Origin of the sequence: Pseudoalteromonas sp. P1-30, assembly GCF_001400005.1 — a bacterium.
Taxonomy (GTDB): Bacteria; Pseudomonadota; Gammaproteobacteria; order Enterobacterales; family Alteromonadaceae; genus Pseudoalteromonas; species Pseudoalteromonas atlantica.
On sequence record NZ_LKBC01000006.1, the window covers coordinates 100,679 to 119,572 of the forward strand.

Sequence of the window (18,894 nt, forward strand, 5' to 3'; positions counted from 1 at the left end):
AAAAGTATTAAAGCTTTACTGTTAATCAATAAATAATGTGTAAATCTTGCTTAAAATATTTTTTCAGTACACACTTGCTTTTAACTTCTTTTTTTAATCCCCGAATAATGAGCTTTTAAAGCTCGCTTGCAAATAAAAAATAATAATATGAATGCATACTCAGACAACAGAGAAAGAAAGCTAATTGTTCGCTTTTTTTCGACCATCGGATTTATAGCTACCTTCGCTATGGCGTGTAATGCATTGTCTAATGCTGATGTAGTGCTTGGTATTATGCTGCTAGTTTCAGCTGGTTTTTATGCGTGGGCTTTTAGTCTTTACCGCGCAGTCGAAAAATCAGCGACCACCATTTTATATAACCTTTACTGTTTAATGCTGTATTTAGTGATCTCGGGCGGAGCTGAAGGTACTGGGCCAATTTGGATATTTATTGTATCACCGGTGACTTACTCTATTAGAGGCCTTAAAAAAGGAACATTTGATATTGTTGCCTTTTTATTTGCCGTGATCGCCGGCTTTATTATTACAGATAACTTTAATATTTATGATTATCAGCCTGAAGCACTTCCACTAAGGGTGGTCATTTCTTTTATTATTGTTGCTTTATTAAGTGGTTTTTATGAGCGCTCACGCGAAAAATACAATGAAAAAATAGTCGCGCTGAGTCAAAAAAATGAGCGCCTTGCCACAATAGATCATTTAACTGATTTACCTAACAGACGTTTTATGATGAAAGAACTTGCTGAGCTTAAACATCATCATAAAAAAACTAAGCAGCCGTATGTAATTTTGCTAGCTGATGTTGATAATTTCAAAAACATTAATGATAACTACGGCCACGACTTTGGTGATGAAGCGTTAACCCAACTTGCCAATATTTTAAAAAAGAGCATGCCAAAGCAAGGCATTGCTTCTCGGTGGGGCGGTGAAGAGTTTTTAATTGCACTACCTAACAGCGACAAAGATCAGGGGCACAGTATTGCAGAAAAAATTCATGCCGAATTACAAAAAAATCCAGTGCGCATGAATGGAAAATCGGTGGTATTAACTATAAGTATGGGGCTTGTGCAAAGCCAGTTAGATACAACCATAGCCCAAGACATAAAGCTGGCCGACGAGCGATTATACAAAGCAAAAGAGCAAGGTAAAAATAGAACTTGCTCTTAACGCTTGTGTTAGTTAATCCATAGAAAAACTATCAAGGTTGGGGCGGCTTTTACTTTTTCGCCGCTGTAAACTTAAATAGCACATTGCACTGCACAGTATCTGTGCTAATAAAAGTAACCATTGATTATTGGCCACTATGTTGCCAATAATAAACCACTGCCAAACACTCACCGTTACTTGATAAACCAATATAAGTTTTAAAAAGCTAAAGAGTTTTAGCTTAAATTCTGCGTGCTTAAACTTACTAAACCCAATAAGCAAAAAACTCAAAACAACAAGTAGCCACCCAGTAACATGGCAAAAATTTATCAGCATGCTTTGCATTTAAAACGTCTCTCCACTGTTGTAGCAAAAGTATAACTTAGGCGTGCGCCATAATAAGCTCTTTAGCATTTGCTTTAGCGGTTTTACTTATATTATCGCCACCAAGTAAGCGTGCAATTTCATTAATACGGCCATCTTTATTTAGGCTGAGCATTTGAGTAAAGGTCTCGCCTTGTGCTATTTCTTTTGCTACAAAAAACTGCTGATGCGCACTACTTGCAACCTGGGGTAAATGGGTTACACAAATAACCTGTGTTGATTTTCCTAGTTGGCGTAGTAACTTCCCTACAGAGGAGGCGGTAGGACCTGATATACCTACATCCACTTCGTCAAAAATAAGCGTTGGTGTTGTCACTTTTTGGGCAATGATCACCTGTATGGCAAGGCTAATACGCGACAGCTCACCACCCGAGGCAACTTTAGCTAAAGGTTGTAATGGCTGCCCAGGATTAGTAGATACCAAAAACGAGACGCTATCAAAACCTAATGCATTGGGTTGGCGCTCAGCTTCTTGGGTAAGCTGAATTTCAAAGACCCCATTTTCCATCGATAAATTAGCCATGCTTTCACTAATTAATTGATTTAATGTATTAGCATATTTATGGCGACTTTCGCTTAGCTGTTCACTGGCGTGCTGGTATGCACTTAGCGCATTAGTTATTTCATCGTCTAATTGCGCCAAACGTGAGCTATTGTTACTAATTGATTCTAGTTCTTGTGTTAAACCTTGATGAAACTCAACCAGCTCTTGAGGCTTTATATGATGCTTACGGGCTAAGTCCATCGCGCCACTTAAGCGTGCTTCTACTTCTGTTAATCTAGCAGGGTCTAAGTCGGCTTGCTCTGCGTAGTTTCTTACTTCTCTGCTTGCTTCTTCAACTTGCACTGCGGCTTCATCTAATAATGCAGCTACACTTGCTAAGCTTTCGTCATAATTTGCAAGCTCGGCAAATTGTTGAGCGCTGTGTTGCAGCATTGAACAGGCATTTTGCTCATCACTTTCGTATAAATGCTGAAGTTCGCGCTGGCAGGCTTCTAAAATGGTTTGGCTGTTACTTAGCTTGTAATGTTCGGCCTCTATTTGTTCAAACTCGCCGTCTTGTAAGGCAAACTCATCTAATTCGGCAACTTGGTATTCGAGTAATTGTTTTTGAGCGGCTTGTTGTAATTGCTGTTGCTCAAGCTGTTTAAATTCTTTTTGCAGGTTTGCATATAATTTAAAGCTTTGGCTAACCGCTTTTACAAGCTGGTTGTGGCCTGCGTAGGCGTCTAGCAGTTGCAGCTGGTGTTCAGCTTTTAAAAGGTGCTGATGAGCGTGCTGTCCGTGTATAGAAATTAAATACTGTCCCAGCTCTTTAAGTTGAGCTGCTGTAACAGCGCTGCCATTAATATAGCTTTTGCTGCGGCCATTTTTACATACAACGCGTCTAAGTAGGCATTCGTTGTCGTTACTCGTTAGCATGTGTTGTTCTAAAAATGCTTTAGCAAGAGGGAGGGCAGTTAAATCAAATTGTGCGCACACTTCTGCTTTATCTGTGCCAGGGCGAACCGCCGACGCTTCAGCGCGCTCGCCTAAACACAGTGAAAGTGCATCAATGGCAATCGATTTACCCGCGCCGGTTTCACCCGTGATCGCCGTCATGCCGTTATGCCACTCAGTGCTTAAGTTACTTACAATTGCAAAATTTTTAATTTCTAAACCAATTAACATACTGTTCATCCATCCAGTGAATTAACTGTTAATTTATACAGTGTTTAGGTTTTTTGCAAATTAATTTTTTACTTTTTAAGCAACACTCGCATTTTGAGAAAACTGACTATCAGAGTCAGTACTTTCATCAGAAGGGGTTTCGTTAGTATTTTCAAGGCTTTCGCTTGGGTTTTCAGGTGTGTCAGTTTTAATTTGTACAATCAATGAGGGTAAAATTTCATGATAAAACGCTTTATTATATAGTATGCCTTGTTGGGGTAACTCACTCACAAAGTACTGTATATTATCTTGTAGCGCTTGGGCGTTTTCACTTTGCAGTGCTTTTTGAAACTCTATCGAAAGCGTGCTCACTAAGCTGTCGTTAATATCTTCTAAATGTTGCAGGTTTTCATCAGTATGGGGCTGAACCACAAAAAAATTGGTCACAATTGCCTGTATTTGCGCTACATACTTAGGTCTTATTATTTTAGCTTCTAATAAGCTATTAAGCTTGGCTTTTAGGCGAGTGCTTACTTGGGCAACACGTTCGTTAAATTGTTTTTTCTTGATTTCTAATGCTTTTTTTCTATTGTTTTCAATTCTAATATAAACGCCAAGCAATGTGATAAGTAGTAACAAAGCAAAGATAACAACGTAAGTCATTGCTAGATATTCCTAGTTTGATTAATTTTTATTTGTCTTGTATTTTGCGCTAAAGCACTACGCTTGGCAATAAAATTAGTATAAACGGCTGCCCCAATTAAGTTTAGTACGTAAAACGTTGTAGTAAGAGTAGTTTTTTGGGTGAATTAAGCGCAGTTTTCTGTCGGCTTTTTTAATAACCACTTCATCGCCGGGTAAAACGGCAAGTACAACATGGCTATCGCAACTGACTTGTAAGCTGTCGGTGTTCTCAAGGCTTAACTTTAAGCGTACTTCGTTATCAGCATCAACCACTAAGGGTCTGCTTGATAATGTATGCGGAAACATAGGCACTAACGAAATTGCATTAAGCTCAGGTGTTAAAATGGGCCCGCCACCCGATAAAGAATAAGCCGTAGAGCCGGTAGGGGTTGATACAATTAAGCCATCAGAGCGCTGAGAAAACACAAAGTCATTATTAATAAAAGCTTCAAACTCAATCATGTGGGCAACTTTGTCGGCATGTAGCACTGCTTCGTTAACGGCTGAATTTGCACTTTTAAGTTCGTTATGGCGATATACTTCTACCTCGAGCAAAAAGCGTTTTTCTTCTAAATATTCGCCGCTTAACACTTGCTCTAGGCTACCTTCAAAGCCCTCTGGGTTTAAGTCGGTTAAAAACCCTAAATTACCTCTGTTTACGCCTATTACAGCTACGTCAAAGCGTGCCAGTACGCGAGCAGCACCAAGCATATTGCCATCACCCCCTACAACAATAGCAAGGTCGGCTTGCTCGCCTAAGCTAACAAGGTCAACTTGATGAGTATCAGGGACATCCGATAACTGCCCACCGGTGCGCTTTTCTACAATCACGGTAAAGCCAAGAGCCGATAAAAAAGTATGTAAACGCTGTAACGTAGCCGCAGCTTTAGGGTGGTTTGGTTTACCTATAAGGCCAATAGTTTTAAACGGTGAGTGCATAACGGCTGCAATAAAAAGTAATAATATTTTTGTAGGGTAACTCAAAACAGAAGTGTTTGAAAACACAGATTTACCAATATGATAATGATTCAATTACGCCTGTATATTGCCAAGCTCACCTAAGAGCTGATTATTGGCTCAACAGATTAAATTACCCCTTTAATTTTTGTATTTAATGCTTAAAAATAGTTGCAGCAGTGTTTTACTGTAATGCATGCAACAACATATTCACTTAAAGCGTGCTTTAGGCTTGAATTTGTTTTAACTGCCCCGATATCTCTTTCATGCAACAAGATGTAGATAACATGAATATAAACCCTCGAGATCAACAAATTTTTTCAGCAGTGATGAGCCTTTATTGTAATGGTGAAGGGTTACCCGTTCCATCAACAAAAATAGCGAAGCAAAAAGGCATGGCGGTTTGTTCTGCCACGGTACGAAATGCTATGGCGCGACTTGAAAAAGTAGGCTTGTTATATTCCCCTCATACATCGGCAGGGCGTGTGCCTACAAACCAAGGGTTTGATTATTGGTTTGATGAGTTTTTTCCGTTAGCTGAAATAGCTAATTACTGGCAGCCACAACAAGCACAACTTGTGGAGCTGGCCCATGGATTAAGTAAAAAGTACCAAGTATGTTGTTGTGTAGGCTTACCCCAAGCAAGCTCACAACAAGTGTTTAGAGTAGAAGTGCTTGAGTTTGATTCTAACGATTGGCTTGTACTGCTAATAGATAGAGCAGGGCAAAGCCATAATATTTGTATCAACAAACCTGATGATTCCTCAGATGCCGTGCGTTATCAATTTGCAACTTGGTTAAACACAGTATTTAGCCAACAAACCTTAATGGAAGGTTTGTACAGAATGCAAGCAATGGCAAACACCGCACCGCGTAATTGCCATGACTCACTGACACAGTGGACGCGCCAGCTTAGTCATAAGCTTGGATCAGATAACAGTATTGTAGTAGGCGAAAACTATTTATATAAAAAGGTCGATTGCGAACAAAGCTTAAATATTGGCGTTTCATTTTTAAATTTTGTCGAAGATAAACTCGCATTTAAAAACGGGGTATCAGTTTTAAACACTGAAAACTTACCGTTTACAGAGTGTAATGAGCTAATAGTAATTAGTGTGCCGTACTTTCAAAATCAAGAGTATCAAAGCCGCTTTTGCGTAATTTGTCCTAAATCGGCGCAAATTGAACAATTAATCCAAGAATTTAAATTATTAGAGCCATCTAACTCTTGAATCTTTTTATTCAATCCCCATAATTACCGCAGTTGTAAAGAATTGGAGCACGTATTTTATGTCTGAGCAGACACAAAACCCAGAGCAAGAAGTAGAACTAAACGAAGAAGTAGCTCAAATGGAAGCTGATGTTGAAGCAGCAGTAGAAGCCGCAGAGCAACACGAAGCAGACCAAGAGCAAAGCCCTGAAGCTGAAATTGCAATGCTATACGCAGAGCTTGAAACCGCAAAGCAAACCATTGCGGATCAAAAAGACAGCGTTGTACGCGCCGCCGCAGATGTAGATAACATTCGTCGTCGTGCTGCACAAGATGTAGAAAAAGCACATAAATTTGCACTGGAAAAGTTTGCTAACGAATTACTTCCAGTAATCGATAACCTTGAGCGTGCTATTGAGTTTTCTGATAAAGAAAATGAAACCTTAAAGCCATTGCTTGAAGGTATTGATATGACAGTTAAAAGCTTTAACGATGCGGTTGCAAAGTTTGGCGTTGAAATTGTTAACCCACAAGGTGAGCAATTTAATCCAGAATTCCACCAAGCAATGTCTATCCAACCAAGTAACGATGTTTCACCAAACACGGTACTTGCAGTAATGCAAAAAGGATACACATTAAATGGTCGTTTATTACGCCCTGCAATGGTTATGGTATCTAAAGCAGCAGACGCTTAATTAGTCACTGTTTATAAAAAATGCCTCATTATGAGGCATTTTTTTTGTCTATTTTATAATGGATTAACTGCACCAGCATAGTTAATAGCACGGCGCTAAACATTAAGCTTGAAAACGGCACTGCACTTTTTGCATGCACCACCGCCAGCAATGGGCCAACGAGCGCGCCACTGCCAAAGCGCAGCGTTCCAATAACAGCGGTGGCGGTACCGGTGTTTTTTTCAAACTTCATTAATATTAAGGAATCAGCATTGCTTGCTGTTACCCCTAGGCTCATCATTAAAGGCGCAATGGCCGCTACAATGTAATATAAAGAAAGCTGCAACAAGCTAAACGTAAGCAGTGCCAGCCCAGAGGCAAAGCCACATACAAGCCCTATGTACAGCATTTTTCGAGAGCCAATTCTTGGTACAATTCGGGTATTTAAAAAGTTACCACACATAAGTGCCATGACATTAAATGCGAATAAAATACCAAATAATTCCTCAGATACATTATATAAATCTAAGTATACAAAAGGCACTGAGGTTAAAAAGCAAAAAAAGCCAAACGAGACAAACATAGAGCTTAATATGTCTGCACGTGCATCTTTATTACTAAGTACCGTTTTATAGCTGTCGAAAAACAAGGCTAGGCCTTTTTTCTCATTTTTATGAATGGGGATATCAATTAAATACACTTGTACAAACGCTAAAATTAAAAAGCTATAGGCAGCAAGAACCAAAAATATGGTTGACCATACCGAGAACCCTAAAATAAACGACCCCACAGAGGGGGCAACTAAGGGCGCTACCATCATAATCATAGATACATACGACATGCCTTTAGCGGTGTTTTTTTGATAAATATGCCTAATTACGCCAGGCACAACCACCGTAGCTGCCGCGCCGGTAAATGCTTGCACGGCTCTAAGTACCCAAAAGGTGTGTATTTCGGTGGTAAAAGCCAGCGCAAAAGAGCTTGCACCAAATAAGGTTAAGCCAATACGGGCTAGTTTTCGTCGTCCGAGTTGATCGGCAATAGGGCCAAAAAATAACATGCCTAGCGAGTAGCCAGCCAAATAAATACTTAGCGAAATTTGTACATTTGGCATAGTGGTTTGTAAATCGTTCGCAATAACCAACATGGCCGGTAAGTACATGTCTATAGCCAGCGGCGTAATAGCAACAATACTGGCTAACAAAGGTAACAAAATTCGGGTATTAAAAGACGAGGCCGAGGCGTCCATGTAGTCACTCAACATTCACTAAAAACAAGGCTTATAGTGTAACAGGGCTATGCAAGGGTATAAACTTAGTTTGTCTGGCAAGGTCATTTATTTATTAAAAATAAAAAGCGGCGTAATAAAGAGCAAAGATTCTAAACTGGCACCGTGTTTGCTATTCTACAACTAATAAAAATTAAAGACTTGAAGGAAACACCATGAAAAAACTAGCCCTTGCCTTACTCGCAACCGCAGTTTTAGCCGGCTGTAAAACATCGCCTACGGGGCGTACTCAAATAGCCCTGTATTCAGAGCAACAAATGAGTGAAATGGGCACCGCAAGTTTTGCTCAAATGAAGGAATCACAGCCAATCAATAAAGATGCAAAAACCAATGCGTATGTAAATTGTATTGCTGAAAAGGTCGTGGCTGTTTTACCAAAAGAATACGCCTCACAAAATTGGGAAGTCGTGGTATTTGAAGATGAGTCGGCAAATGCCTTTGCATTACCTGGTGGCTACATAGGTGTTCATACGGGGTTATTAAAAATAGCCACCAATCAAGATCAGCTTGCAACCGTACTAGGGCACGAAGTGGGCCACGTTATAGCAGAGCATTCAAATGAGCGTGTATCGCAAAGCTCAATTTTAGATACCGGTATGCAATTAGGCAGCGCAGCGCTTGAAATGGGCAACGTAAAATACCGCAACGAAATTATGCAAGGTTTAGGCTTAGGGGCGCAGTACGGCGTAGTTTTACCATTTAGCCGTTCACACGAATCAGAGGCCGATACCATTGGCTTAGATTTAATGGCGCAAGCTGGCTTTAACCCACAAGAGTCGGTAACGCTTTGGCAAAATATGAGCGCAGCAGGCAGTGGTAGCACACCTGAGTTTTTATCTACTCACCCTGCACCGAGCAATCGAATTAATAATTTAAAAGCACAAATGAGCGAAGCTCTTAGTGAGCAAAGTACGGCTAAATCGCAGGGTAAAAACCCGCAATGTACGCTGTAAATTAGTTTTTATATAAAAGCCCCTGTAAGCGGTTTACTTACAGGGGCTTTATTTTATTAAGTATCAAGCTATTACTCACTTAGTGCTTGTTTAAACACTGCCTTAAATCGCTCAAAATCTTCTACTTGCGGTAAATGACCTAAATTATCAAGTTCAAACAGTTGCGCATCAGGAATAAGCGCAGCAGCGTGTTTTCCTAATTTGTCGTAACGCCCCAGCTGATAATCTATCCCGTCTTTTTTCCAGTTTCGGCCAGGGCCTGTTCTGTCACGCGTACCAATAATTAATTTAACGGGGACGGTTAAGTCTTTAAATTCAGTGATCACCGGTTGGGTAAAAATCATATCGTAGGTTTTAGCGTTAACCCAGGCAATTTGCTCTTTATCTGGGCCTTGTATTTGCCCTGTAATAAAGTCGGTTAATGCTGAATACTGAGCATTCCATTGACCGTCGTAATAGTTTTTTTGCTGGTACTTTTTAACACCTTCGGGCGTTTTGTTAAGCTCATTTTTATAAAAAAAGTTGGTGTCTTTGTATTTTACATAGTGTAAGTAGTTTTCAAGCCCTATTGGATTAAGCAAAATCAGTTTAGTGGTTGTATCTGGGTACATTAATGCAAAACGGCTCGCTAGCATTCCCCCCATCGAGTGGCCAACAACAATCGACTTTTCAAGGTTTAGCGAGTCCATTAATGCATGTGTATGATGCGCAAGCGCCGCAAATGAATATTGATAGTTAGTGGGCTTTGAAGATTTACCAAAACCAATTTGATCGGGGATCAGCACCCCAAATCCAAGCGACTGTAAGTAACGGGCTGTGGGGCTCCAGTAGTCGGCATTAAAGTTTTTACCGTGCATTAGCGTCACTGTTGGCATATTTTTTTGTGTGGGTTTTAAATAAATATACGCCATTTTTAGCGATTGCTTTTGTGAAGCAATATCAAAATAATTTACTTTAAAATCATACTGGTAATCTGTTAAAAGTGCATCGTAAGAGAGGGTTTTAGAGGGTTCTGTACTACTGGCAAATGCATTATTAGTAAAGGCTAATAATGCAGACAAACAAATAACTTTAATCGCTGGCATTTCCTTACTCCTATTAAAGGCAAGCACACGGCTTTAATTAAAGTAAGACAATAACTAAGTATTAAAGGCTGTTCAATTAAATAGTTTTCATGGCAAAAAAAGAGCACTGTTTAAGTGCTCCGTTTAAAAGTAATGTTGACTCTGTTTTACACTGTATGGACTTAAAAGGTCCACTCAACGTGTATTTGTGGAACCGATTCAGTGACCTCAGCGCCTAGCTTGTTATGCCAGTATTGCAGTTCCATACCCAGTAATAGGGTGTTTTCTTTCATTTCTAACGCGTGGCCCATATCCCATACTAAAATAGGCTGTGCAAGTATCCACGCTTCTACGTCGTTACCAAACTCATCTTCGCGCTCTGCAATGTATTCAGCGTGTCCTTTAAAGCTAAATTTTTGCGAGCCTAGGGTAAACGGGTATTCAAAGGCTACATCAAACATCCAGCTGTTAGTTTCAATAGGGGCACCGCCTTTGGCTACGCCTTCACTGTCATCAATATAGGCAGTGACAAGTGTTTGAAAAAAGTTGAACCCAGGTACATCCCAGCTTAATTTAACACCCGGTAGGTATTTCATCATTTTGGCATCGCCGGCAACGTTAATTCCGCCAGTAAGGCCTACATCTAATAATGCACCAGCGCCAATTTTCTCACCGCTAATAGCCGATAAGCTTAGCGTTGAATACCATTCGCCGTAAAAGTCGCTATCTTGGTAGCCGTCGGTTGTATCGTCTTTGCTGTAATCAATAAAGAAAAAGTTATCACCGTAATCATAGCCCGATGCATGTTGCAGCGAGTAAACAGTAGTGTCTGATTCTTGCTTGGTAAATGGGTTTTTTTGGTCGCCATTATTAACATGTAATGCGGTACTGCTCCAATTAGCAGCAAGGGCAGAAGATGATAAAGCGATTGACGTAAGGGTAACGAGGGGAAGTATTTTTTTAAATTTCATAATCTGTATTTAACTATAATTTTAGTGACACGCGAAAGCGCGCATTATAGCACAAGGTATTGATTTGTAGATTATTATTTTAACATATGTTGCAGCTTATTTATTAAGCTGCAACATAAGGTTTTGCAAGAAATTTAGGCTTTATTGCGGCGCAAACAAATAACGGCAATGGCAGTAAAGGCTAAGATAAAGCAGTAGTAAGATGACGTTGACACTTCCCACGGGCTAATTTTAAACGTAGCACCTAACAGTAATGCTTGAGCACCATAGGGCAGTGAGCCTTGCGTAACACAAGCAAAAATATCGAGTAAACTTGCAGAGCGTTTACCACTTATTTCGCCATCATCAGCAAGTTTTTTAGCAATAGGGCCTGCAACAATAATTGATACCGTGTTATTGGCTATACACACGTTGCTGGTTAATACCAATGCAGCTATACCAAGCTGATCAGCTACTTTGCGGTGCCACTTGGCAATCACTTTTGTAATGGCTTGAATTTTTTGTGCCAGAAAATCAAGGCCGCCGTTAATACGAATAAATTCAGATAAGCCACCAATAAACATAGAAAGTAAAAATATTTCCTGCATATCGGTAAAGCCTTTGTAAATATCTTTTACAAAGCTTGCGCCTTCGTAGCTGCCGGTAAAGCCCATTAGCGCGGCAAATACAATACCGCTAAATAGCACCACAAACACGTTCATACCGGCAACAGCCAATACTAAAATAAAGGCATAAGGCAGCACTAATAATAAATCAAAATCTTTAGTTTCTACTGCTTGTGGAGCAGGTGTTAAATAAAGCAGCAAAGCAATGGTTAATACGGCAGCAGGAACCGCTATTTTTAAGTTTTCTTTAAACTTGTCTTTCATTTCACAGCCTTGCGTACGCGTTGCCGCAATGGTTGTGTCTGAAATAATAGAAAGGTTATCACCAAACATTGCGCCCGATACTATAGTGCCGGCCATTAGTGCTGGGTCGATGCCTGTTTTAACCGATACCGCATAAGCAATTGGCCCTATAGCACCAATGGTACCCATTGATGTACCCATTGCAGTAGAGACAACCGCAGCAATTAAAAATAGCCCAGGTAATAACAGCGACGGGGGAATAAGTGACAAGCCTGCGTTTACAACCGCATCCACACCACCGGTGGCACTTGCTACTGCCGAAAATGCACCAGCAAGTAAATAAATTAAACACATGGTAATAATGTTGTTGTGTCCTGCGCCTTTAATAAAGGTTTCAACACATTGGTTTACAGTGCCTTTGTTTAAAATAAAGGCAAGCATAATAGCGGGTAGTATAGCAACCGGCGCTGGGAGCTGGTAAAAAGCGTAATCAACCCCTTGCGATTGTAAATATAAACCTGAGCCTAAAAAAAGGGCTACAAAGGTAAGAAGGGGAAGCAAAGATAGAATTGCTTTGTTTTTATTAAATGTTGGCTGCATTGTATTCCTCATAACCAGTTAATATAACCACAGCCAAAACTCCTCTTTTAGCTGAATTTAGTAGATCATTCTTTAATTGAAAAGTAGATGACCACAGCGCCCGCAAGCCAAAGACCAAATCGACGCGAAAGAGAAGTTTAAATGTATAGATGGCTAAAGTAAACTGGTATTGTTATTATTATTTAATTAAGGGCTTACCTGACTATTGCACGACTTTTAGATAATATCTACCGGTGTGCGATTATATGCGGCTAATAATTGCTCAAAGCAAGTTTAGGGCGGCAAATTAGTCAGGGTACGCAACAACAGATCCAACTAAATCAGATTAAGGCAATAACAATGAATCGAATAGGTGTTTTTGGTGCTAACGGCAGAATGGGCTTAGCCCTATTAGAAGCCGCGACAATTAAAGAGCAAACACAACTTGGTGGTGCGTATGTTCGCAGCAGCTCATCGTTATTGGGTATTAATGTAAATCAAGTAAACAGTGCAGCCGACAAAGCCATTAGCTTTAGCGACGAGAGCAAGGTTGCTGATGTTGATGTACTTATCGACTTTACGTTACCAGCAGGTATGCGCAATCACTTAAAAACAGCGCTCGATAAAAAACTGCCTATGGTTATAGGCACCACAGGTTTAACTAGCGAAGACATGGCATTATTAGAAAATGCTGCTAAACATATTCCTATTGTGTTTGCGCGTAACTACAGCGTTGGCGTTAATGTGCTACTTAACCTAGTGCAAACAGCGGCCACTAAGTTTGGTGACGACCTAGATATAGAAGTTTTTGAAGCGCATCATCGTCATAAAATAGATGCGCCCTCGGGCACAGCATTAGCCATTGGTGAATCTATTGCACAGGCTAAAGGGTGGGATCACGATGAAGTAGCGGTATACGACCGCAGCCAAGTAGAAACCGCAAAATCACAAAATGAAATTGGCTATTCAGTACTAAGAGGCGGGGACATAGTAGGTGAACACACCGCCTATTTCGCAACTATGGGCGAAAGGCTTGAATTAACCCACAAAGCAAGTTCGCGAATGACCTTTGCATTAGGAGCTATAAGGGCTGCGCAGTGGTTGCAAAATAAACCAGTAGGACTTTATGATATGCAAGATGTGCTAGATCTGAAGTAGTTTAGTTACTTTTTTAGCTGTTTGGGTCTATTTTTGCCTAAAGCGACTTATTTGTAGTATTTATCTAAATAACGTTAGACCTAAATAGCATCTTCATGTAGAATGCAGCCAATTTGCCAAAAATTACTAAATGCGTGTTTCCAATTATACCCAAGTGGCTAGTAAAACCAGGGGTTTCAGTGGGAATGAAAAGAGTTTTAGGCAAGAAAAATGATTGAAGGTTTAGCGTTTTATATCGGCATCATTTAAGACTGCGTAAAACAATTTAAGCTCACAAAAAAATCTGGTTTTGACGATCCCTCTGGGTATTGGCGGGGTGTTAAGCATTTGCTTACTCCCGTTTTTTACTGTTAGGAGGTTTAACTTGACTAAATCCGCTCTGTTAGTCCTAGAAGACGGCACAGTGTTTCGCGGTACTGCAATCGGCGCTGACGGCATGTCAGTCGGTGAAGTAGTATTCAATACGTCTATGACTGGTTATCAAGAAATTTTGACTGATCCATCATACGCGGAACAAATCGTAACTTTGACGTACCCACATATCGGCAATACGGGTACCAACAGCGAAGACGAAGAAGCGAATCAAATTTGGGCTAAAGGCCTAGTGATCCGTGATTTGCCACTGCTAGCAAGTAACTTTCGTAACGAGCAATCGTTAGATGATTACTTAAAACAACGTAATATTTTAGGTATTGCGGACATCGACACCAGAAAGCTTACCCGTATTTTGCGCGACAAAGGCGCACAAAACGGCTGTATTATTGCCGGTGACGAGTTAGACGAAAACAAAGCGTTACAAGCCGCGCAAACCTTCCCAGGTTTAAAAGGTATGGATTTAGCAAAAGTTGTCTCAACCAAGGAAAATTTTGAGTGGCGCGAATCAAGCTGGACATTAGGCCAAGGATTTAAAACCCTTAGCAGCGATGATGAAAAGTTTCATGTAGTAGCCTACGACTTCGGTGTTAAACGTAATATTTTACGAATGCTAGTTGATCGCGGTTGTAAATTAACCGTTGTACCAGCGCAAACCTCAGCCGCCGATGTACTTGCTTTAAACCCAGATGGTATCTTCTTATCTAATGGTCCTGGCGATCCAGAGCCATGTACTTACGCTATTGATGCAATTAAAACCTTTTTAGAAACCGACACACCAATTTTTGGTATTTGTTTAGGGCATCAATTATTAGCACTGGCCTCAGGTGCTAAAACAGTAAAAATGAAATTTGGCCACCACGGTGGTAACCACCCAGTAAAAGACTTAGACCGCGATGTAGTAATGATCACCGCACAAAACCACGGTTTTGCTGCCGATGAAGACACACTACCAAGTAACTTACGTGCCACGCACAAATCGTTATTTGATGGAACACTACAAGGTATTCATCGTACTGATAAGCCAGCGTTTAGCTTCCAAGGTCACCCAGAAGCAAGCCCAGGCCCGCACGATGCTGCCCCATTATTTGACCACTTCATCGACCTGATGCAAGCGCGTAATAACTAATTTAACTGGAGTAATAATGCCAAAACGTACCGATTTAAAAAGCATTCTTATCTTAGGCGCAGGCCCAATTGTAATTGGTCAAGCTTGTGAATTTGATTACTCTGGTGCTCAAGCGTGTAAAGCACTTAGAGAAGAAGGCTTTAGAGTTATATTAGTTAACTCAAACCCAGCAACTATCATGACTGACCCAGAAATGGCCGATGCAACGTACATCGAACCTATTCATTGGGAAGTGGTAGAAAAAATTATTGAAAAAGAAAAGCCAGATGCAGTACTACCAACAATGGGTGGTCAAACGGCATTAAACTGTGCACTTGATTTAGATAAGCACGGCGTACTGGCTAAACACGGCGTTGAGCTAATTGGTGCAACCGCCGATGCAATCGACAAAGCAGAGAACCGTGAACGCTTTGACGTAGCCATGAAAAACATTGGCCTTGAATGTCCACGTGCTGAAATTGCTCACTCTATGGATGAAGCACACGATACGCTAACACGTATTGGTTTTCCGTGTATTATTCGTCCTTCTTTCACTATGGGTGGCACCGGTGGCGGTGTGGCTTACAACATGGAAGAATTTAACGAAATCTGTGAGCGCGGCCTAGATTTATCACCAACAAGTGAGTTGTTGATTGATGAATCACTGATTGGCTGGAAAGAATATGAAATGGAAGTTGTTCGCGACAAAAAAGACAACTGTATCATTGTATGTTCTATCGAAAACTTTGACCCAATGGGTGTACACACTGGTGATTCAATCACCGTTGCACCAGCACAAACCCTAACCGACAAAGAATACCAATTAATGCGTAATGCCTCTATGGCGGTACTGCGTGAAATTGGTGTTGAAACCGGTGGTTCAAACGTACAGTTTGGTGTAAACCCTGATGATGGCCGTATGGTTATCATTGAAATGAACCCACGTGTATCTCGCTCATCAGCACTGGCATCTAAAGCAACGGGTTTCCCTATTGCTAAAATTGCCGCTAAGTTAGCAATTGGTTACACGTTAGATGAACTTCAAAACGACATTACGGGTGGTAAAACACCAGCGTCATTTGAGCCATCAATCGACTACGTAGTAACAAAAATTCCTCGCTTTAACTTTGAAAAATTTGCCGGCGCGAACGACCGCTTAACAACGCAAATGAAATCAGTGGGCGAAGTAATGGCGATTGGTCGTAACCAGCAAGAATCGTTACACAAAGCATTACGCGGTCTTGAAGTAGGCGCAACGGGCTTTAACCCAATTGTGGCACTTGATGACCCGAAAGCGCGCGAAAAAATCATCCGTGAACTACGCGAGCCAGGCGCTGAGCGTATTTGGTACATTGCCGATGCAATGCGCCACGGTATGAGCGTAGAAGAAGTATTTGAACTTACCAAAGTTGACCCTTGGTACTTAGTACAAATAGAAGACATTTTAAAAGACGAAGCTAAAATTGCTGAAGGTGGCATGGCCGGCTTAAATGCCGAGTTTTTACGTAAACTTAAGCGTAAAGGCTTCGCCGACCCACGTATTGCTGAAATAGCTGGTGTATCTGAAGCCGAAATTCGCAAAAAGCGTCATCAGTTAAACATTGTACCTGTGTACAAGCGTGTTGATACCTGTGCTGCTGAATTTAGCTCAGACACAGCTTACATGTACTCAACGTATGATGAAGAGTGTGAAGCGAACCCGTCAGACAAAGACAAAATCATGGTTATTGGTGGCGGTCCTAACCGTATCGGCCAAGGCATTGAGTTTGACTACTGTTGTGTACACGCAGCCCTTGCGCTACGCGAAGACGGCTATGAGACCATCATGGTTAACTGTAACCCTGAAACGGTTTCTACCGATTACGATACCTCTGACCGTCTATTCTTTGAACCAATTACACTTGAAGACGTATTAGAAATTGTACGTGTTGAAAAACCAAAAGGTGTGATTGTACAGTACGGTGGCCAAACACCACTTAAACTAGCACGTGAACTTGAAGCGAATGGTGTGCCAGTAATTGGTACTTCACCAGATGCGATTGACCGCGCAGAAGACCGTGAGCGTTTCCAACAGTTAGTAGAGCGTCTTGATTTACTACAACCAGAAAACGCAACAGTTACATCAACTGAAGAAGCATTACTTAAATCAGGTGAAATTGGCTTCCCACTGGTTGTGCGTCCATCTTACGTACTGGGTGGCCGTGCAATGGAAATTGTTTACGATGAGCAAGACTTACGTCGTTACATGACCGAAGCGGTACAAGCTTCAAATGAAGCGCCGGTACTACTTGATCACTTCTTAGATAATGCAATCGAAGTTGACGTTGATGCAATTTGTGACGGCGAGCAAGTAATTATTGGCGGCATAATGGAGCACATTGAGCAAGCGGGTGTTCACTCGGGTGACTCAGCATGTTCATTACCTGCACACTCTTTATCACAAGAAGTGCAAGATGTTATGCGCAAACAAGTAACCGATATGGCACTTGAGCTTGGCGTAGTGGGCTTAATGAATACACAATTTGCTGTAAAAGATGGCAAAGTGTACTTAATTGAAGTGAATCCACGTGCGGCGCGTACTGTACCGTTTGTATCTAAAGCGACCGGTATTGCACTTGCAAAAGTAGCCGCGCGTTGTATGGCGGGTCAGTCTTTAGCAAGCCAAGGCATTACTAAAGAAGTAATTCCACCGTATTACAGCGTTAAAGAAGTTGTTTTACCGTTTGCTAAGTTCCAAGGTGTGGATCCTATTCGTGGTCCAGAGATGCGCTCTACAGGTGAAGTGATGGGTGTTGGCGATACTTTCGCCGAAGCGTTCGCAAAAGCACAATTAGGTGCAAGCAACACTTTACCACGCGGTGGTCGCGCGTTACTATCTGTACGTAACAGCGATAAGTCTCGTGTTGTAGAACTTGCTAAAACCATGACAGACCTTGGTTTTGAAATTGATGCAACAGGTGGCACAGCAGAGGCTTTAAAAGAGGCCGGTATTGAAGTACGCCGTGTAAACAAAGTATATGAAGGCCGCCCGCATATTCTTGATAACATCAAGAATAAAGAGTACAGCTATATCGTAAATACCACCGAAGGTCGCCAAGCGATCGAAGATTCGAAGGTGTTGCGTCGTGGTGCATTGCAAAACAAAACCAACTACACGACAACCTTGAACGCGGCATTTGCTAACTGTACTGCTAACCAAGCGGACGACCGTAGTAAAGTGACGTCAGTTCAAGAGCTACACCAGCGATTGAACTAAGGAAATGTACCAAGGCCACTAGGCCTTGGTGTTAAGTGAGAAAAGTATGCAATCAATTCCGATGACAGTTCGTGGCGCAGAGTTACTGCGCGAAGAGCTTAACGAATTAAAAACAGTTACCCGTCCTAAAATCGTAAATGATATTGCGATTGCACGTGAACATGGTGACTTAAAAGAAAACGCTGAATACCACGCAGCGCGTGAGCAACAGGGTTTTTGTGAAGGCCGTATTCAAGAAATTGAAGCTAAGCTTTCAAATGTGCAAATTATTGACGTAACTAAAATGCCTAATACAGGTAAAGTTATTTTTGGTACTACTGTCACTATTGTAAATGTAGAAACAGATGCCGAAGTAACCTACCGTATTGTGGGTGATGACGAAGCAGATATTAAAAATAACTTAATTTCTGTTAACTCACCGATTGCGCGCGGTTTAATTGGTAAACAAACAGATGATGCTGTGACCATTAAAACGCCTAAAGGCGACGTTGAGTACGAAATCATTGACGTTGAGTATCTTTAATATTTAGCTCACAGTAATGTACAAGCAAAAACCGATGCAATTGCATCGGTTTTTTTATGCCTAAAAAC

At 41.1% G+C, this 18,894-nt stretch carries 15 protein-coding genes; 8 read left to right on the forward strand and 7 right to left on the reverse strand.

All coding sequences use genetic code 11. The features are described 5' to 3' along the window. Positions 1–147 precede the first annotated feature (147 nt). A complete protein-coding gene (locus tag AN395_RS11775; protein ID WP_235576574.1) occupies positions 148–1,167 on the forward strand; it encodes a GGDEF domain-containing protein in 1,020 nt (339 codons plus the stop codon). 361 nt (positions 1,168–1,528) lie between these two features. On the opposite strand, the gene recN is transcribed toward AN395_RS11775, so the two are convergent. From recN to nadK, 3 genes are all read right to left on the reverse strand, one after another. Next, positions 1,529–3,202, reverse strand: a complete 1,674-nt coding sequence (gene recN / locus AN395_RS11785) for a DNA repair protein RecN (protein ID WP_054983108.1) — start codon at positions 3,200–3,202, stop codon at positions 1,529–1,531. 75 nt (positions 3,203–3,277) lie between these two features. After that, positions 3,278–3,844 (reverse strand): hypothetical protein, encoded by a 567-nt coding sequence (locus tag AN395_RS11790; RefSeq protein ID WP_054983109.1) that lies wholly within the window; start codon positions 3,842–3,844, stop codon positions 3,278–3,280. Between the two features lie 75 nt (positions 3,845–3,919). Continuing rightward, complete coding sequence (nadK, locus tag AN395_RS11795; RefSeq protein WP_004588103.1) at positions 3,920–4,804, reverse strand: NAD(+) kinase; 885 nt, start codon at positions 4,802–4,804, stop codon at positions 3,920–3,922. 284 nt (positions 4,805–5,088) lie between these two features. Between nadK and AN395_RS11800 the strand changes: the two genes are divergently transcribed. Next, positions 5,089–6,054: an HrcA family transcriptional regulator gene (locus AN395_RS11800; RefSeq protein ID WP_054983110.1), complete on the forward strand. Its 966-nt coding sequence runs from the start codon at positions 5,089–5,091 to the stop codon at positions 6,052–6,054. A gap of 58 nt (positions 6,055–6,112) precedes the next feature. Further along, positions 6,113–6,727, forward strand: a complete 615-nt coding sequence (grpE, locus tag AN395_RS11805) for a nucleotide exchange factor GrpE (protein WP_054983111.1) — start codon at positions 6,113–6,115, stop codon at positions 6,725–6,727. Positions 6,728–6,755: 28 nt separating this feature from the next. On the opposite strand, the gene AN395_RS11810 is transcribed toward grpE, so the two are convergent. Further along, the gene (locus AN395_RS11810; RefSeq protein WP_054983112.1) at positions 6,756–7,955 is read right to left on the reverse strand and encodes a Bcr/CflA family efflux MFS transporter; all 1,200 of its coding nucleotides are present in this window, start codon (positions 7,953–7,955) and stop codon (positions 6,756–6,758) included. A 194-nt stretch (positions 7,956–8,149) separates the two neighbouring features. Between AN395_RS11810 and AN395_RS11815 the strand changes: the two genes are divergently transcribed. Next, the gene (locus AN395_RS11815; RefSeq protein ID WP_054983113.1) at positions 8,150–8,947 is read left to right on the forward strand and encodes a M48 family metallopeptidase; all 798 of its coding nucleotides are present in this window, start codon (positions 8,150–8,152) and stop codon (positions 8,945–8,947) included. A gap of 71 nt (positions 8,948–9,018) precedes the next feature. On the opposite strand, the gene AN395_RS11820 is transcribed toward AN395_RS11815, so the two are convergent. The 3 genes from AN395_RS11820 to AN395_RS11830 form a co-directional block, all read right to left on the reverse strand. Next, complete coding sequence (locus tag AN395_RS11820; RefSeq protein ID WP_054983114.1) at positions 9,019–10,032, reverse strand: alpha/beta fold hydrolase; 1,014 nt, start codon at positions 10,030–10,032, stop codon at positions 9,019–9,021. 161 nt (positions 10,033–10,193) lie between these two features. Beyond that, entirely contained in the window at positions 10,194–10,982 is a 789-nt protein-coding gene (locus tag AN395_RS11825) for a hypothetical protein (protein ID WP_054983115.1), read from the reverse strand. 134 nt (positions 10,983–11,116) lie between these two features. Next, positions 11,117–12,430: a Na+/H+ antiporter NhaC family protein gene (locus AN395_RS11830; protein ID WP_004588096.1), complete on the reverse strand. Its 1,314-nt coding sequence runs from the start codon at positions 12,428–12,430 to the stop codon at positions 11,117–11,119. Positions 12,431–12,769: 339 nt separating this feature from the next. Here AN395_RS11830 and dapB point away from each other — a divergent pair, with 339 nt between their 5' ends. The 4 genes from dapB to greA all read left to right on the forward strand — a co-directional run bounded on the left by dapB (position 12,770) and on the right by greA (position 18,826). Then, positions 12,770–13,567 (forward strand): 4-hydroxy-tetrahydrodipicolinate reductase, encoded by a 798-nt coding sequence (gene dapB, locus AN395_RS11835; protein WP_004588095.1) that lies wholly within the window; start codon positions 12,770–12,772, stop codon positions 13,565–13,567. Between the two features lie 364 nt (positions 13,568–13,931). After that, complete coding sequence (carA, locus tag AN395_RS11840) at positions 13,932–15,068, forward strand: glutamine-hydrolyzing carbamoyl-phosphate synthase small subunit (RefSeq protein WP_004588094.1); 1,137 nt, start codon at positions 13,932–13,934, stop codon at positions 15,066–15,068. 16 nt (positions 15,069–15,084) lie between these two features. Continuing rightward, positions 15,085–18,303 carry a carbamoyl-phosphate synthase large subunit gene (carB, locus tag AN395_RS11845; protein ID WP_024033384.1) on the forward strand — a complete coding sequence of 1,073 codons (3,219 nt, stop codon included), beginning with the start codon at positions 15,085–15,087 and terminating at the stop codon, positions 18,301–18,303. A gap of 46 nt (positions 18,304–18,349) precedes the next feature. Further along, positions 18,350–18,826 carry a transcription elongation factor GreA gene (gene greA / locus AN395_RS11850; RefSeq protein ID WP_004588092.1) on the forward strand — a complete coding sequence of 159 codons (477 nt, stop codon included), beginning with the start codon at positions 18,350–18,352 and terminating at the stop codon, positions 18,824–18,826. Positions 18,827–18,894 lie beyond the last annotated feature (68 nt).

Bases quoted from the DNA above. Each gene is read 5' to 3' on its own strand.
- AN395_RS11820 (WP_054983114.1), bottom strand. From the start codon at position 10,032: ATGCCAGCGATTAAAGTTATTTGTTTGTCTGCATTATTAGCCTTTACT.
- dapB (WP_004588095.1), top strand. From the start codon at position 12,770: ATGAATCGAATAGGTGTTTTTGGTGCTAACGGCAGAATGGGCTTAGCC.
- nadK (WP_004588103.1), bottom strand. From the start codon at position 4,804: ATGCACTCACCGTTTAAAACTATTGGCCTTATAGGTAAACCAAACCAC.
- AN395_RS11775 (WP_235576574.1), top strand. From the start codon at position 148: ATGAATGCATACTCAGACAACAGAGAAAGAAAGCTAATTGTTCGCTTT.
- AN395_RS11810 (WP_054983112.1), bottom strand. From the start codon at position 7,955: ATGGACGCCTCGGCCTCGTCTTTTAATACCCGAATTTTGTTACCTTTG.
- carB (WP_024033384.1), top strand. From the start codon at position 15,085: ATGCCAAAACGTACCGATTTAAAAAGCATTCTTATCTTAGGCGCAGGC.
- AN395_RS11800 (WP_054983110.1), top strand. From the start codon at position 5,089: ATGCAACAAGATGTAGATAACATGAATATAAACCCTCGAGATCAACAA.
- AN395_RS11815 (WP_054983113.1), top strand. From the start codon at position 8,150: ATGAAAAAACTAGCCCTTGCCTTACTCGCAACCGCAGTTTTAGCCGGC.
- recN (WP_054983108.1), bottom strand. From the start codon at position 3,202: ATGTTAATTGGTTTAGAAATTAAAAATTTTGCAATTGTAAGTAACTTA.
- grpE (WP_054983111.1), top strand. From the start codon at position 6,113: ATGTCTGAGCAGACACAAAACCCAGAGCAAGAAGTAGAACTAAACGAA.
- AN395_RS11825 (WP_054983115.1), bottom strand. From the start codon at position 10,982: ATGAAATTTAAAAAAATACTTCCCCTCGTTACCCTTACGTCAATCGCT.
- AN395_RS11790 (WP_054983109.1), bottom strand. From the start codon at position 3,844: ATGACTTACGTTGTTATCTTTGCTTTGTTACTACTTATCACATTGCTT.
- greA (WP_004588092.1), top strand. From the start codon at position 18,350: ATGCAATCAATTCCGATGACAGTTCGTGGCGCAGAGTTACTGCGCGAA.
- AN395_RS11830 (WP_004588096.1), bottom strand. From the start codon at position 12,430: ATGCAGCCAACATTTAATAAAAACAAAGCAATTCTATCTTTGCTTCCC.